Source organism: Acidovorax temperans (assembly GCF_028596105.1).
GTDB classification, from domain to species: Bacteria; Pseudomonadota; Gammaproteobacteria; order Burkholderiales; family Burkholderiaceae_C; genus Acidovorax; species Acidovorax temperans.
The window spans coordinates 1,022,649-1,036,396 of the sequence record NZ_CP117193.1 but is presented as its reverse complement, the minus strand read 5'-3'; the positions used below and the strand labels follow the sequence as shown (position 1 = coordinate 1,036,396).

15 protein-coding genes are annotated in these 13,748 nt (G+C 62.6%); 7 read left to right on the top strand and 8 right to left on the bottom strand.

The genetic code is table 11. The annotated features are described in order from the left end of the window. Nucleotides 1-20 precede the first annotated feature (20 nt). Complete coding sequence (locus tag PQV96_RS04860) at nucleotides 21-2,003, bottom strand: DNA topoisomerase IV subunit B (protein ID WP_273624751.1); 1,983 nt, start codon at nucleotides 2,001-2,003, stop codon at nucleotides 21-23. 127 nt (nucleotides 2,004-2,130) lie between these two features. Between PQV96_RS04860 and PQV96_RS04855 the strand changes: the two genes are divergently transcribed. The 6 genes from PQV96_RS04855 (at nucleotide 2,131) to PQV96_RS04830 (ending at nucleotide 7,093) form a co-directional block, all read left to right on the top strand. Continuing rightward, on the top strand, nucleotides 2,131-3,348 hold the full coding sequence (locus PQV96_RS04855; protein WP_207374326.1) for an MFS transporter: 1,218 nt from the start codon (nucleotides 2,131-2,133) through the stop codon (nucleotides 3,346-3,348). Between the two features lie 20 nt (nucleotides 3,349-3,368). After that, on the top strand, nucleotides 3,369-3,524 hold the full coding sequence (locus PQV96_RS04850; RefSeq protein ID WP_207374327.1) for a hypothetical protein: 156 nt from the start codon (nucleotides 3,369-3,371) through the stop codon (nucleotides 3,522-3,524). 71 nt (nucleotides 3,525-3,595) lie between these two features. Beyond that, nucleotides 3,596-4,150, top strand: coding sequence for a class I SAM-dependent methyltransferase (locus tag PQV96_RS04845; RefSeq protein WP_207374328.1), 555 nt, complete (start codon nucleotides 3,596-3,598; stop codon nucleotides 4,148-4,150). Nucleotides 4,151-4,180: 30 nt separating this feature from the next. Continuing rightward, entirely contained in the window at nucleotides 4,181-5,077 is an 897-nt protein-coding gene (gene dapA / locus PQV96_RS04840) for a 4-hydroxy-tetrahydrodipicolinate synthase (protein ID WP_207374329.1), read from the top strand. A gap of 36 nt (nucleotides 5,078-5,113) precedes the next feature. Next, nucleotides 5,114-6,211 carry an outer membrane protein assembly factor BamC gene (bamC, locus tag PQV96_RS04835; RefSeq protein ID WP_207374330.1) on the top strand — a complete coding sequence of 366 codons (1,098 nt, stop codon included), beginning with the start codon at nucleotides 5,114-5,116 and terminating at the stop codon, nucleotides 6,209-6,211. 93 nt (nucleotides 6,212-6,304) lie between these two features. Beyond that, nucleotides 6,305-7,093, top strand: a complete 789-nt coding sequence (locus PQV96_RS04830) for an MBL fold metallo-hydrolase (protein ID WP_207374331.1) — start codon at nucleotides 6,305-6,307, stop codon at nucleotides 7,091-7,093. A gap of 166 nt (nucleotides 7,094-7,259) precedes the next feature. On the opposite strand, the gene PQV96_RS04825 is transcribed toward PQV96_RS04830, so the two are convergent. The 4 genes from PQV96_RS04825 to PQV96_RS04810 all read right to left on the bottom strand — a co-directional run bounded on the left by PQV96_RS04825 (nucleotide 7,260) and on the right by PQV96_RS04810 (nucleotide 10,541). Beyond that, a complete protein-coding gene (locus tag PQV96_RS04825) occupies nucleotides 7,260-7,517 on the bottom strand; it encodes a hypothetical protein (RefSeq protein WP_066785041.1) in 258 nt (85 codons plus the stop codon). Nucleotides 7,518-7,690: 173 nt separating this feature from the next. Next, on the bottom strand, nucleotides 7,691-8,731 hold the full coding sequence (locus tag PQV96_RS04820; RefSeq protein WP_044395424.1) for an IS630 family transposase: 1,041 nt from the start codon (nucleotides 8,729-8,731) through the stop codon (nucleotides 7,691-7,693). A gap of 155 nt (nucleotides 8,732-8,886) precedes the next feature. Further along, nucleotides 8,887-9,405, bottom strand: a complete 519-nt coding sequence (locus PQV96_RS04815) for a hypothetical protein (RefSeq protein WP_066785039.1) — start codon at nucleotides 9,403-9,405, stop codon at nucleotides 8,887-8,889. Next, nucleotides 9,402-10,541, bottom strand: coding sequence for a cupin domain-containing protein (locus tag PQV96_RS04810; RefSeq protein ID WP_273624750.1), 1,140 nt, complete (start codon nucleotides 10,539-10,541; stop codon nucleotides 9,402-9,404). The genes PQV96_RS04815 and PQV96_RS04810 overlap by 4 nt, the downstream gene beginning before the upstream one ends. 55 nt (nucleotides 10,542-10,596) lie before the next feature. Between PQV96_RS04810 and PQV96_RS04805 the strand changes: the two genes are divergently transcribed. After that, entirely contained in the window at nucleotides 10,597-11,121 is a 525-nt protein-coding gene (locus PQV96_RS04805; protein WP_044401469.1) for an FKBP-type peptidyl-prolyl cis-trans isomerase, read from the top strand. Nucleotides 11,122-11,200: 79 nt separating this feature from the next. Here PQV96_RS04805 and PQV96_RS04800 read toward each other — a convergent pair whose 3' ends face one another. The 3 genes from PQV96_RS04800 to coaBC form a co-directional block, all read right to left on the bottom strand. After that, a complete protein-coding gene (locus PQV96_RS04800) occupies nucleotides 11,201-11,707 on the bottom strand; it encodes an outer membrane lipoprotein (protein WP_066785061.1) in 507 nt (168 codons plus the stop codon). 207 nt (nucleotides 11,708-11,914) lie between these two features. Next, nucleotides 11,915-12,361, bottom strand: a complete 447-nt coding sequence (gene dut, locus PQV96_RS04795) for a dUTP diphosphatase (RefSeq protein ID WP_066693746.1) — start codon at nucleotides 12,359-12,361, stop codon at nucleotides 11,915-11,917. Nucleotides 12,362-12,472: 111 nt separating this feature from the next. Further along, nucleotides 12,473-13,687 carry a bifunctional phosphopantothenoylcysteine decarboxylase/phosphopantothenate--cysteine ligase CoaBC gene (coaBC, locus tag PQV96_RS04790; protein WP_273624749.1) on the bottom strand — a complete coding sequence of 405 codons (1,215 nt, stop codon included), beginning with the start codon at nucleotides 13,685-13,687 and terminating at the stop codon, nucleotides 12,473-12,475. Between the last annotated feature and the right edge of the window lie 61 nt (nucleotides 13,688-13,748).

Sequence of the window (13,748 nt, the reverse complement as noted above, 5' to 3'; positions counted from 1 at the left end):
GGCAACTGCGGCTCAGCCCGTCAGATATCGATCTCGACCGCATCGCCATGCAGTTCCATCAGCTCACGGCGCGCAGCAGCTTCGCCCTTGCCCATGAGCTTGGTGATGAGCCCCTCGGTGGCTGCAAAGTCCACACCACCCAATTGCACGGGCAGCAGGCGGCGGGTGTCGGGGTTGAGCGTGGTTTCCCACAGCTGCTCGGCATTCATCTCGCCCAGGCCCTTGAAGCGGCTGATCTGGCACTTCTCGCGCGGCACGCCTTCCTTGGCGCATTTGTCGAGGATGGCATTGAGTTCACCATCGTCCAGCGCATACATCTTGGCCGCAGGCTTTTTGCCGCGTGCGGGCACGTCCACACGGAACAGCGGGGGCCGGGCCACGTAGATGTGCCCCGCCTCGATGAGCTTGGGGAAGTGGCGGAAGAACAGCGTGAGCAGCAGCACCTGGATGTGCGAGCCGTCCACGTCCGCATCGCTCAAGATGCAAATCTTGCCGTAGCGCAGGCCGCTCAAATCGGGGGTGTCATTGGGCCCATGCGGGTCCACACCAATGGCGACCGAGATGTCGTGGATTTCGTTGTTCGCAAACAGGCGGTCGCGCTCCACCTCCCAGGTGTTGAGCACCTTGCCGCGCAGCGGCAGGATGGCCTGGCTTTCCTTGTCCCGGCCCATCTTGGCGCTGCCGCCAGCCGAGTCGCCCTCCACCAGAAACACCTCGTTGTGGCTGGTGTCGCGGCTTTCGCAGTCCGTCAGCTTGCCGGGCAGCACGGCCACGCCAGAGCCCTTGCGCTTTTCCACTTTCTGGCCTGCCTTCTGGCGGGTCTGCGCGGCCTTGATGGCCAGCTCGGCCAGCTTCTTGCCGTATTCGACATGCTGGTTCAGCCACAGCTCCAGCGCCGGGCGCACAAAGCCGCTGACCAGGCGCACCGCGTCGCGCGAGTTCAGCCGCTCCTTGATCTGGCCCTGGAACTGCGGGTCCAGCACCTTGGCGCTCAGCACATAGCTGGCGCGCGCAAACACGTCTTCGGGCAGCAGCTTGACGCCCTTGGGGGCCAGGCTGTGCAGCTCAATAAAGCTTTTGACGGCGTTGAACAGGCCATCACGCAGGCCGCTGTCGTGCGTGCCACCCGCGCTGGTGGGAATGAGGTTGACGTAGCTCTCGCGCACCGGTGCGCCTTCTTCGGTGAAGGCCACGGCCCAGGCGGCACCTTCGCCCTCGGCAAAGCTCTCGTTGCCGCTGTCGGCAAAGCCTTCGCCTTCAAACAGGGGGATGACCGGGTCGGCAGTCAGCGTCTGCGTCAGGTAATCGCGCAGGCCGCCCTTGTATTGCCAGGTCTGCGTGTCACGCGTCTTCTCATTGATGAGCGACACAGACACGCCGGGCATCAGCACCGCCTTGCTGCGCAGCAGGTGGGTGAGTTCGCCCATCGGCAACGCGCTCGATTCAAAGTACTTGGCATCAGGCCACACACGCACGGTGGTGCCCTGCTTGCGCTCACCGGCCTCCAGCGGGCGGGCCACCAGCGGCTCGACCACCTCCCCGCCCGAGAACACCAGGCGTGCCACCTGCCCTTCGCGGTGGCTGCAAGCCTCCAGCCGCGTAGCCAGCGCGTTGGTCACGCTCACGCCCACGCCGTGCAGGCCGCCCGAGAAGCTGTAAGCCCCGCCCTTGCCCTTGTCGAACTTGCCACCCGCGTGCAAGCGGGTGAAGACCAGTTCAATCACCGGGGCCTTCTCTTCGGGGTGCATGCCAAAGGGGATGCCCCGGCCATCGTCTTCAATGCTGACCGAGCCATCGGTGTGCAGCGTGACCTTGATCTTCTTGCCATAGCCGGCCAGCGCCTCGTCGGCGGCGTTGTCCAGCACTTCCTGAATGATGTGCAGGGGGTTGTCGGTGCGGGTGTACATACCCGGGCGCTGCTTGACGGGCTCCAGGCCCTTGAGCACACGGATCGAGCCTTCGGAATATTCGCTTGCGGAAACTGGGGTAGGTTTGGCTGCCATGGCGCGGATTGTAGTGGGGCAGTGCCGCAAAAGCTGGATAAAAAACCAGTCGCACACACTGTCTCTCGCACTGTATTGGCCACTGGTGTGCCAGCACAATTCGCGCAATCTGGCTACATTCCTGTGAATGCATATGAATCCTCCGAAACTATCCATGTTCCAGGTGCTGGCCTGCGGGGCTGCCATCGTCACGCTGTCCATGGGCGTGCGCCACGGCTTTGGCCTGTGGCTGCAGCCCATCACCCAAGAGATGGGGTGGACCCGCCAGTCGTTCGCTTTTGCGATTGCGCTGCAAAACCTGTCGTGGGGCGTGATCGGGATCTTTGCGGGCATGGCGGCCGACCGGTTTGGCGCCTTCCGCGTGCTGATGGGCGGTGCCGTTTTGTACGGCCTGGGGCTGGCGGGCATGGCGCTTTCGCCCACCCCGCTCTTGTTTGCACTCACCACCGGCCTCTTGATCGGGGCAGCGCAGGCAGGCACCACCTATGCCGTGATCTACGGCGTACTGGGCCGGCAGATTGCGCCCGAGAGGCGCTCGTGGGCCATGGGTGTGGCCGCAGCGGCAGGCTCGTTCGGGCAGTTTCTGATGGTGCCGGTGGAAGGCTGGCTGATTGCCAGCCTGGGCTGGCAGCAGGCATTGCTGGCGCTGTCGATGGCCGTGCTGCTGATCATTCCGCTGGCGTTTGGCTTGCGTGAGCCGGGCTTTCAGGGGGCCGCCGCACCGAAGCGTGACCAGACCATTGGCCACGCCCTGCGGGAGGCCTTCAGCTACCCCAGCTTCAATTTGCTGATGGCGGGCTACTTTGTGTGCGGCTTCCAGGTGGTGTTCATTGGCGTGCACATGCCCAGCTACCTCAAGGACAACGGCTTATCGCCCCAGGTGGCCAGCTACGCACTGGCGCTGATCGGGCTGTTCAACGTGTTTGGCACCTACATCGCAGGCACCCTGGGGCAGCGCATGCCGCGGCGCTTCATCCTCTCGTTCATTTACCTGGCGCGGGCCGTGGCGATCAGCATCTTTTTGCTGGTGCCGCTGTCGCCCCTGTCGGTCTACATCTTCTCGGCCGTGATGGGTATCTTGTGGCTGTCCACGGTGCCCCCCACCAACGCCACCATTGCCCAGATTTTTGGGGTGCAGCACCTCTCGATGCTGGGCGGCTTTGTGTTCTTCAGCCACCAGCTCGGCAGCTTCATGGGCGTGTGGCTGGGCGGCTACCTGTACGACGCCACTGGCAGCTATGACATCGTCTGGTACATCGCCATTGGGCTGGGTGTGCTGGCGGGGCTGGTGAACCTGCCCATCAAGGAAGCGCCCATCCAGCGGGCACAGCCGCAAGCGGCGTGAACAACGCAGTTTTTACCGCCATGGCTTCACCTCCCCCCACCACCCCACCCCGCCGCCCGTGGCTGCGCGGGCTGGGCTGGGTTGCGGCCATCGTCGCCTGCCTGGCCGTGTTTGCGATGTACACGGTGCCAGACTTCATGGTGATGGTGGCCGACAAGGTGTGGTCGTGTTTTTGATTTCAAGCATTTCTGGCCTCTAGCGCTTGATGCATAAGCGCAAGCAGCTATCAATTCAATAGCAAAACCCCATGCACGGCACGGAAGCTCCCTCGGCCTGGGTCCAGCGATGGACGCATCTGATTCCACCCCAGGCCACAGCGCTGGACCTGGCCTGCGGCGCAGGTCGCCACATGCGCTGGCTACAGGCCCAGGGCCTGCAAGTGACGGGCGTGGACCGCTCACCTGAGGCCATTGCCGCCTGCACCGGACTGGGCGAGCTGATCTGCGCTGACATTGAAAACGGGCCCTGGCCTTTGCCCGGCCGGCAGTTCGGGGCCGTGGTGGTGACCAACTACCTGTGGCGCCCCTTGCTGCCCGCCGTGCTGGCCAGCCTGGCGCCCGGCGGCGTTCTGATCTACGAAACCTTCGCCCAGGGGCATGAAACCGTGGGCAGACCCAGCCGGGCCGATTTTCTGCTACGCCCCGGCGAGCTACTGCAGGCTTTTGGCGCCCTGCGCACCGTGGCCTACGAAGACGGATACCTCGAAAACCCGGCGCGGTTTGTGCAGCGCATTGCCGCCGTGCGGGAAACACCTCACCCCGAGGCACCTGCGCGCCACAGACTGCAGCCCTTGTCTAGTTAGAATGCCCTTTTACCGTTTCCATCTGCGGACATGACCTCTTCTTCCGTGCCCCTCACCGGCAGCATCGTCGCCCTTGTGACCCCCATGCATGAGGACGGTAGCGTTGACTACCCCGCCTTGCGCAAACTGATCGACTGGCACATCGCTGAAGGCACCGATTGCATCGGCGTCGTTGGCACCACGGGCGAATCGCCCACGGTGAATGTGGAAGAGCACTGCGAAATCATTCGCGTGGCCGTGGAGCAAGCCGCCAAGCGCGTGCCCATCATGGCCGGCTGCGGTGCCAACTCCACCTCCGAAGCCATCGAACTGGCCAAGTTCGCCAAGAAGGTAGGGGCTGACACCCAACTTCAGGTGGTGCCCTACTACAACAAGCCCACGCAAGAAGGCCAATACCAGCATTTCAAGGCGATTGCCGAGGCCGTGGGTGACCTGCCCACCATCCTCTACAACGTGCCCGGCCGCTCAGTAGCCGATATGCAGCACGATACCGTGCTGCGCCTGGCCCAGGTGCCCAGCATCATCGGTATCAAGGAAGCCACCGGCAACATCGAACGGGCCCAGTGGCTCATCCGCGAAGCCCCCAAGGGCTTCGGCATCTACTCGGGTGACGACCCCACCGCCGTCGCCCTCATGCTGTGCGGCGGCCATGGCAACGTGAGCGTCACAGCCAACGTGGCCCCCCGGCTGATGCACGAACTGTGCGTGGCGGCCATTGCAGGTGACGTGAAGCGCGCCATGGAAATCCAGTTCCAGCTGATGCCCGTGCACAAGAACCTGTTTGTGGAAGCCAACCCCATTCCCGTGAAGTGGGCGGTGGCCCGCATGGGCCTGTGCGGCGGAACCTTGCGCCTGCCCATGACTCCACTGTCCAAGAGCAACGAAGCCGTGGTCGAAGGCGCGCTGCGCAGCAGCGGCCTGCTCTGAACCGCGAAACCTCCCCGACATTCCAAGGATTTCCGAGTGAACGCAAATACCCGCCTGGGCCTGCTGGCCCTTGTTGCTGCCCTGTCAGCCTGCTCGACCCTTGAAGGCGACAAGATCGACTACAAAAGCGCCACCAAGGGCTCGACCCTGGAAGTGCCCCCCGACCTGACCCAGCTCGCCAAGGATTCGCGCTACGCCGTGCCTGGAGGCACCGTGTCTGCAGCCGCTCTGCAGGCAGGCCAGCAAGCGGCGCAACCTACTGCCGCCAGCCAGGCCGCCGCAACCTCCATCGGTGACGTGCGCATCGAGCGCGATGGCAACCAGCGCTGGCTCGTGGTCAACCGCCCCGCAGACAAGCTGTGGGAGCCCGTGCGCGAGTTCTGGCTGGAGAGCGGTTTCATCTTCACCCAGGACCAGGCCAACCTGGGCATCCTGGAAACCGACTGGGCCGAAAACCGTGCCAAGCTGCCGCAGGATGTCGTCCGCGCGGCCCTGGGCAAGGTGTTCGATTCTTTGTACTCCACTGGCGAACGCGACAAGTTCCGCACCCGCCTGGAGCGCAACGCCAACGGTGGCACCGACATCTTCATCAGCCACCGCGGCATGATCGAGGTGTATACCAACACCCAGAAGGACCAGACCGTCTGGCAGCCCCGCGCGGCAGACCCCGAGCTGGAAACTGAATTTCTGCGCCGCCTGATGGTCAAGCTGGGCGTGAGCCAGGAACAATCCAAGGCGATTGCCGCCACCGCGCCTACGCAGCAAACCCCGGCAGCCCGCATTGCCACGGTGAACAACGCGCCAGTGGTGCAACTGGCTGAGAACTTTGACCGCGCCTGGCGCCGTGTAGGGCTCGCGCTGGACCGCACCGGCTTCACGGTGGAAGACCGCAACCGCAACGACGGCCTGTACTTCGTGCGCTACGTGGCGCCCAACGCCGACAAGAAAGAGCCCGGCTTCTTTGGCAAACTCTTTGGCGGCTCGTCTGCTGCCGTTCCACCGCTGAAGTACCGCATTGCCGTGCGCAGCGAGGGCAACGCCTCCACCGTGTCCGTGCTCAACGAAGCTGGCGCTCCCGAGTCGTCCGCCAACGCAGAGCGCATTGTTCGCGTGATTGCCGACGAGTTGAAGTAACCCTCTGCCTACTCAGGCCCTGCGCCTGACGTGCCCCGCCAGCTCCCCACAGGGCTGCGGGGCTTTTTTTATGCACACACCAAAACGTCTCCCATGCTGCGACTGAAAAACCTGGGCAGCGGCAGCGCCGGTAACGCGACCTTGATTGAAGGCAGCGACGGGCTGCACACACGCCGCCTGCTGGTGGATTGCGGCCTGGGCGTGCGGCAGCTCGCAGCCCGGCTGGACCAGGCGGGCCTGGCCTGGAGCGACATTGCGGCCATCTTCATCACCCACGAGCACTCAGATCACATTGGCTGCGCGCGGTCTATCGCACTGAAGCATCGCATCCCCATCTGGATGAGCCACGGCACACATGCCGCCCTGGGCTCCCCCGACTTCAACGGGCTGCTGCGCATTGCTCACGACCTGGAGCCCATCGACCTGGGCTGCTGGCAAGCCACTCCCTTCACCGTACCGCACGATGCCCGCGAGCCGCTGCAACTGAGAGGCACCGATGGCGCAGTGCACCTGGGCATTCTGACCGACCTGGGACACGCCAGCGAGCATGTCAAAACGCAACTGGCGGGCTGTCACACCCTGCTGGTGGAGGCCAATCATGACCCTGCCATGCTGGCGGCATCGCGCTACCCTCTGTTCCTGCAACGCCGCATTGCAGGCCCCTATGGTCACATCGCCAATACAGCGACCGCTGAGCTTTTGGTAGCGCTGAAACACCCGTCGCTAGGCCACGTGGTGGCCGCCCACCTGAGCGCCCACAACAACACACCCGCGCTGGCGCAGGAGGCCCTGGCCAGCGCGCTGGATTGGCCGCCTGAGCGCATCGGCGTGGCCAGCCAGACGAAGGGAACGCCCTGGATCTCGGTGGGAATGGCTGGATAGAAAGCAAATCCTGCTGGCAAAGCAAGCGATGACCCCAACGGCTGCCCCGTTGCAATATGAGCAACGGCATGGTGCCACCAAAAACAAAAACCCCGCTTTTTCGCAAAAGCGGGGCTTTGGGGTGGCGATGCAACCTCTCCCTGCGGAAAGGCTACCTCATCACGAATTACTTGGCTTCGGAAGCAGCGCCAGTGGCAGCGGCAGCAGCGGTGTCAGCAGCAGCCTTGGCAGCGTCAGCAGCAGGAGCGGCAGCGTCAGAAGCAGCAGGAGCAGCTTCGGAAGCAGCTGGGGCTGCAGGAGCGGCTTCAGCAGCAGGAGCGGGAGCAGCTGCGGGAGCAGGTGCTGGTGCGGGTTCTTCTTTTTTACCGCAAGCGGCCAGAGCAGCAGCAGCGATCAGAGCGGCCAGAACGACGGAGTTCTTCATTTCAAATTTCCTAGTTGGACAAACAAAAATCTTGAAAAGCCACGGCGACCGGCGCGTTGAAGCCCTGGTACGCATTGGCGCAATGCATTTAACAATTGCACCATTTTGCGGTGCAGCCGTAAATTATATTGGCATTTAGTCAATAGTGACTATTGCTCCGGCCCCATGAAGTCTCAAGCGGCGGCATATTTGACGCGGGGATCCTGAAAGTAGCTCATCACCCGCTCGGGTGACTTCTCCAGCATGGCCATGTGTTCGTTGGCCGCATCGCGCAGTTTTGCCTTTGTTCTGACCGGGACCCGCTTGCCCATGGCCTGCTTGAGGTCGGCGTTCAAACGCTCTTCTGGGTTGAGTTCCGGGCTGTAGCTGGGCAGGTAGAACACCTCGATCTGTTCCTTTCTCTCTGCCAGCCACGCCTTGACCGGTTTGCTGTGATGTACACGCAGGTTGTCAAGGATCAGGAACACCTTCTTGCCCGCGTCCTTGATCAAGGCCTCCAGGAACTCAATCAACTTGTCGCTGTTGAAGGCCTCGTCAATGATCATCCAGCGTGCCTTGCCCCGGTTGGTCACCGTGGCGATCATCGACAGCTTCTGGCGTGTGCTGCCCACCGTGAACGCCACGGGTGTCTCACCTGCTGGTGCATAGCTCCTGCCGCGTACATCGGTGTTGACCAGTGCGGTCTCATCGCCCCAGTGGATTTCGCCGCCCTCAGCCTTGGCCTTGGCCTCGATGGCCGGGTAGTGTTCATCTAGCCAGGCCTTGACGGCTTCGGGGCGTTGTTCGTATGCCTTCTTGATGGGCTTTTGTGGGGTGAAACCCCAGCGTGCCAGGTATTTGCCCACGGTGCGCACACCCAATTTCAAGCCACATTCCTGTTCGATAAGCTGCATCACGGCGGCGCGACTCCACAGGAAGAAGTCCATCTTCAATTGCTCGGGACGTTTGTCGCAGATGGTCTTTTGGATGTGGACTTCTTGCTCGGGCGTGAGCAATCGGGCATCGCCTTTCGTGCGACCACGACCGGCTGGTTTGATGGCTGGCCAGCCGCCTTGCTCGAACAGATCAAGCACCTTGCGCACAGCCGGGTAGCTCAAGCCCGACATCTGCACCAGTTCCATGACTTTGATGCCCCGTTTGTGCAGTCGGATGACTTGCTTGCGCCGCTCGTGAAGCTGCTCCAGGGTTTGGTATCTCGCGTCTTCTTTGTCCATGCTGCTTCGAACGCGAAAATCAGCAGAAAGTTCAATCTTTATGGGGCCCGATCAATAACACTGAAAAAAGGTTTACAGCAAGTTGACATAGGCGCAGACGCAACACCCTGTGGGGTGCTAACAGCGGCGCGAGCTTACCCCAGGCTTGACGGACATCAAAGTCCCAACGTGGTGGACGGGAAACCGGGGAAACTTTTACTGCGCAGCCATTCGTTCAGAACCTCGCGCACCAGCACTCTGCGATCGGCTTCGCCTCCCGCCACGCCAGCACAACGCACCGGATCCAGTCGCTGCATGACCCACCCAGGCGACCAGAGCACGCTGGGTAATTCCAGAGGGTCTGCCGCGGGGCTTTTACGGCAGGTCATGATGTGATCCCAAGTGCCGCGCCACCCCACAAAACGCGCGTGCCGCCGAATGACATCGTCGTAGCTGACGGCCAGCATGGTGAAGCGCCGCCCACCTTTTGCCCAGGCCTGGAGCGACTCCACGACCGCCCGCTCCCCCAACGGCCAATCGTGAAAGTTGGCATCGCTGATCAGAATTTCGGCCCAGCCCTCGCGTGCAGCAGTGGCGAAGGCGTCGCGCACCATTTGCTGAAAAGCCTCGCGCCCAGAAAACCGCCCCTCGGGCAGGCCAGAGGAGCTGGACACAGGCAAGTCGCTAGTAGTCATGGGGTAGAGGTGTCGTCGGAGCAGGCGTGCGCCCAGCCGTCATCGCACCAAATCGAGAGCAACTCCAGCGCCTCGTCGCTGGCACGCTGGATGTCTTTGGAGCTGAGGTAGCGCTGGTTGGCCAGGCGGCGCATCAAAGTGGCGTCTTTGCCCCCAGCACGGTAGCTTTCGCCGTTGATGAAGATGTGCTGCGCGTCGTACATCATGCGCGTGCGGCGGTCCAGGCGCACCGCTTCCAGCATGGCGCCACCATCACTGGCTTCAAACCAGACGTTGGGCTTGGGCTCGGTCAGGTATTCACCCAGGGCGCGCTCCAAGGCCAAAGGCTGCGACAGGGCACGCTCCAGCGCCTCCTTGGCAAAGGCTTGCAGTTCGGCAGGAATTGCACCCGGCTCTGCCACCGCTTCCTGCTTGGCATCGCGGTACATCTGCACCTGCTCATCCTCTGCCGCATCCTCCGACAGGCGCACCAGCAACTCCTGCGCCAGTTCGGCACGGGCGGGCGCACGGAAGCCTATCGAGTAGGTCATGCATTCGCCCTCGGCAATCCCGTCATGAGCATAGCGAGGAGGCAGGTACAACATGTCGCCCGGCTCCAGCACAAACTCTTCCTCCGGCTCAAACTCCGCCAGCACCTTGAGAGGAATGCCTTCCTTGAGGGTCAAGTCCTTCTGGCGACCAATGCGCCAGCGACGGCGACCGTGGGCCTGCAACAAAAAGACGTCGTAGCTGTCGAAATGCGGCCCCACACCGCCACCGTCGGTGGCGTAGCTGATCATCAGATCGTCCAACCGCGCCTCTGGCACAAACCGGAACTGTTGCATCAACTGGTGCACTGCGTCGTTGTGCAGATCAACCCCCTGCACCAGCAAAGTCCACTCGCGCTGGCTCATTGCGGGCAAGGAGCGGCGCGCAAACGGGCCGTGGCGGAGCTTCCAGCCACCCTTGATTTGTTGTACCAGGCGCGACTCCACCGACTCCTGGGCCGCCAGCGCAAACATCTCGGGGCGCAGCACCGGGGGTTGGAAATTGGGGATGGCCTGGCGCACCAGCAAAGGCTTTTTGTGCCAGTGGCGGCGCATGAACTGGGCTGGCGTGAGACCGCCCAGCAGGGTCAGGGGTTGTTGGATATCCATGGATGAAGGCACCTGCCCCTGGCGGGGCTGTTGGTCAAACTGCGACAATTCTCCTATGGAAATTACCCAACAATGCGTGGTCGCACTGACCTGGACCCTCAAAGACACCCTTGGTGAAGAACTCGACGTGCTGGATGAGCCGGTGGAATTCCTGCTGGGCGGCAACGATTTGCTGCCCCGCATCGAAGAAGCCCTGCAAGGTCACAGCGCAGGCGCCAAGCTGTCACTGCACCTGGAACCTGAAGACGCTTTTGGTGACTTCAACGACCAGTTGCTCTTCCTGGAACCCCGCCACCTTTTCCCTGCCGAAGTGGAAGAAGGAATGACTTTTGAAGGCACGGCTTTGCCCGAAGGTTGCAACCCCGATGCACCCCGCACCGGCCTGTACACCGTGGCAGAAATTTACCCTGAACACATCGTGCTCGACGGCAACCACCCGCTGGCGGGTATTGCGCTGCGTCTGCAGCTGAAGGTGGAGTCGGTGCGTGAGGCGACCGAAGAGGAGGTAGGTCGCGGCACGGCGGGCACCGGTTTCTTCCGCATTGAAGCCCAGGCGCCCGGTAACCAGTTGCTGCACTGAAACGCACACAAGCCAAGCACCGGTGGGATGAGCCCCCCGCATGAACATTACGGGGGTTCAACGCACTGGATGCGCCGGGTTATTGGCGAGAAATCTGGCCGTTGTACAAACGCACGCGATCACCAATGCGCAAATCGCCGGGCGAACTCACGTCGTAGGCGCGGTAGCCGCCCTGATCGAGCTGGACCGAGATGCGATAGCCCTGGGCGTAGTCACCGGGGTTGTTGCGGCCCTCAATCGCGTTGCCGGCCACGGCGCCGCCAATAACACCCACGGCAGTGGCTGCTGCGCGGCCTGAGCCCTTGCCCACCTGGTTACCAAGCACCCCACCCACCACGGCACCCAGCACTGCGCCGGCACCCGATGTTTGCCCGCCACCGCGGCTTTGGTTATGAAGCACCTCGATATTGCTCACACGCCCGAATTCCGTGGCGTATGGGTTCTGTGAAGGCGCGGGATACGCAGGGGCTGTGCCCTGGTAGCCGCCGCCGTAATAGGGGTCGTTACGATTGCTCGCACAAGCGGTCAATGCCAACACGGCGGCAGCAGAGACGGCTGCAACGGCGGTCCGGTAAAAATGGCGCATCAGTTTCTCCTTGAAGGGGTGGCAATCGGGTGCTGCAAACGCAACATGCACCCGCACGATCTAAGCACTGTCCATCACACCAACGATTCAACGCCGCATCCAGTGCACGCCGACCACAGCGCAGGTCAGTAACAAGCCCTACCAAACGTAAGAAAAGTCTGACATGGCGGGCTGGATCACGATGAGCCGCCCTATCGCTTTGCCACTTCAGGCAGTGCCGGTAGAGCCGTAGCCGCCAGCGCCGCGCTCGGTCGCCACAAAATCTGTCACCACATTGAACTGGGCTTGCACCACCGGCACGATGACCATTTGTGCCAGGCGCTCCATCGGCTCGATCGTGAACGCCACATCGCTGCGATTCCAGGCACTCACCATCAACTGCCCCTGATAGTCGCTGTCGATCAGACCCACCAGGTTGCCCAAAACGATGCCATGTTTGTGGCCCAGGCCCGAGCGAGGCAGGATCAGCGCAGCATAGCCAGGGTCTTTGAGGTACACCGCGATGCCCGTGGGCACCAGCTGCCACGCGTTGGGTTGCAGCGTGAGGGGCGCATCCAGGCATGCGCGCAGGTCCAGGCCGGCGCTGCCAGGGGTGGCATAGGTCGGCAGTTGCTCGGCCATGCGTGGATCCAGAATCTTGACGTCGATCTTCATGAAACAGGTTCTCTTGGAAAAGTAAATGGAAGGCCTATGGCGAAAGCCTTCCGCGCACCGCAGAAGGCCCTGATCTTCGCCATGGCTGGCGCGCAACAAGGTGCGCCACGCTCAGCGCGGCAACCGCCGAGCTATTTCTGCGACCAGTTGTTGCGCCAGTGCGCGCTTGGAGGCATGCGGCAGTTCGCGGTGGCCCTGCTCGTCTACCAGCAGCAGGGCATTGTCGTCTTGACCAAAAGTGGCGGGGCCAATGTTGCCCACCAGCAGCGGCACACCCTTGCGCAAACGCTTCGCAGTGGCATGGGCCAGCAAATCGTGGCTTTCAGCGGCAAAGCCCACGCAGTACAACGCCCCAGACTGGGCGCGGGGCGATTGGGCCACGCGGGCCAGGATGTCGGGGTTCTCCACAAAATTCAGCGCCGGGGGCTGACCCGAGCCATCCTTCTTGATTTTTTCGGTGGACTGGCTTGCCACGCGCCAGTCTGCGACGGCCGCAGCTGCTATGAATAGAGTAGCACCTTGCGCTTGCCCTTCAACGGCTTCGAGCATATTTTGTGCTGATTTCACATCCAGCCTGCGTACGCCGCGGGGCGTGGGCAAATGCACAGGCCCTGCCACCAGAGTCACGTCGGCACCCGCTTCACGCGCAGCGCGGGCAATGGCAAAACCCATTTTTCCGCTCGAAAGGTTCGTGATGCCCCGTACAGGGTCGATGGCCTCGAACGTCGGGCCGGCCGTGATCAGCACTTTTTGACCTGCCAGCACCTTGGGGGCAAAAAAGGCAATCACCTCTTCCAGCAGTTCGCCGGGCTCCAGCATGCGCCCATCGCCGGTTTCGCCGCAGGCCTGGTCGCCGTTGCCCACACCCAGCACCGTGGCACCGTCCTGCGCCACCTGGGCCAGGTTGCGCTGGGTGGCGGGGTGCGCCCACATCTCGCGGTTCATGGCGGGCGCCAGCAGCAGGGGTACACGGTCGATGGGTCGGGCCAGGCACATCAGGCTCAGCAGCTCGTCGGCTCGGCCTTGCACCAGGCGGGCAATGAAATCGGCGCTGCACGGCGCAATCACAATCGCGTCAGCCTCGCGGCTGAGGTTGATGTGCGGCATGTTGTTGGGCTCACGCGCATCCCACTGCGATCCGTACACCGTGCGGCCCGACAGCGCCTGCATGGTGACGGGTGTGATGAACTGCTCGGCGGCCTCGGTCATCACGACCTGCACGGTAGCCCCCGCCTTGATGAGCTGGCGGCAAAAATCGGCTGCCTTGTAGCAAGCCACGCCTCCACTCAGACCCAGAACAATGTGTTTGCCAGCAAGCTCATTCATGGGCGCGAATTTAGCAGACCCCAGCGCGGGCTATGCACAGGCCCGCAAGAGCGCGAAGGTA

Bases quoted from the DNA above. Each gene is read 5' to 3' on its own strand.
- PQV96_RS04860 (WP_273624751.1), bottom strand. From the start codon at position 2,003: ATGGCAGCCAAACCTACCCCAGTTTCCGCAAGCGAATATTCCGAAGGC.
- PQV96_RS04855 (WP_207374326.1), top strand. From the start codon at position 2,131: ATGCATATGAATCCTCCGAAACTATCCATGTTCCAGGTGCTGGCCTGC.
- PQV96_RS04850 (WP_207374327.1), top strand. From the start codon at position 3,369: ATGGCTTCACCTCCCCCCACCACCCCACCCCGCCGCCCGTGGCTGCGC.
- PQV96_RS04845 (WP_207374328.1), top strand. From the start codon at position 3,596: ATGCACGGCACGGAAGCTCCCTCGGCCTGGGTCCAGCGATGGACGCAT.
- dapA (WP_207374329.1), top strand. From the start codon at position 4,181: ATGACCTCTTCTTCCGTGCCCCTCACCGGCAGCATCGTCGCCCTTGTG.
- PQV96_RS04830 (WP_207374331.1), top strand. From the start codon at position 6,305: ATGCTGCGACTGAAAAACCTGGGCAGCGGCAGCGCCGGTAACGCGACC.
- PQV96_RS04825 (WP_066785041.1), bottom strand. From the start codon at position 7,517: ATGAAGAACTCCGTCGTTCTGGCCGCTCTGATCGCTGCTGCTGCTCTG.
- PQV96_RS04820 (WP_044395424.1), bottom strand. From the start codon at position 8,731: ATGGACAAAGAAGACGCGAGATACCAAACCCTGGAGCAGCTTCACGAG.
- PQV96_RS04815 (WP_066785039.1), bottom strand. From the start codon at position 9,405: ATGACTACTAGCGACTTGCCTGTGTCCAGCTCCTCTGGCCTGCCCGAG.
- PQV96_RS04810 (WP_273624750.1), bottom strand. From the start codon at position 10,541: ATGGATATCCAACAACCCCTGACCCTGCTGGGCGGTCTCACGCCAGCC.
- PQV96_RS04805 (WP_044401469.1), top strand. From the start codon at position 10,597: ATGGAAATTACCCAACAATGCGTGGTCGCACTGACCTGGACCCTCAAA.
- PQV96_RS04800 (WP_066785061.1), bottom strand. From the start codon at position 11,707: ATGCGCCATTTTTACCGGACCGCCGTTGCAGCCGTCTCTGCTGCCGCC.
- dut (WP_066693746.1), bottom strand. From the start codon at position 12,361: ATGAAGATCGACGTCAAGATTCTGGATCCACGCATGGCCGAGCAACTG.
- coaBC (WP_273624749.1), bottom strand. From the start codon at position 13,687: ATGAATGAGCTTGCTGGCAAACACATTGTTCTGGGTCTGAGTGGAGGC.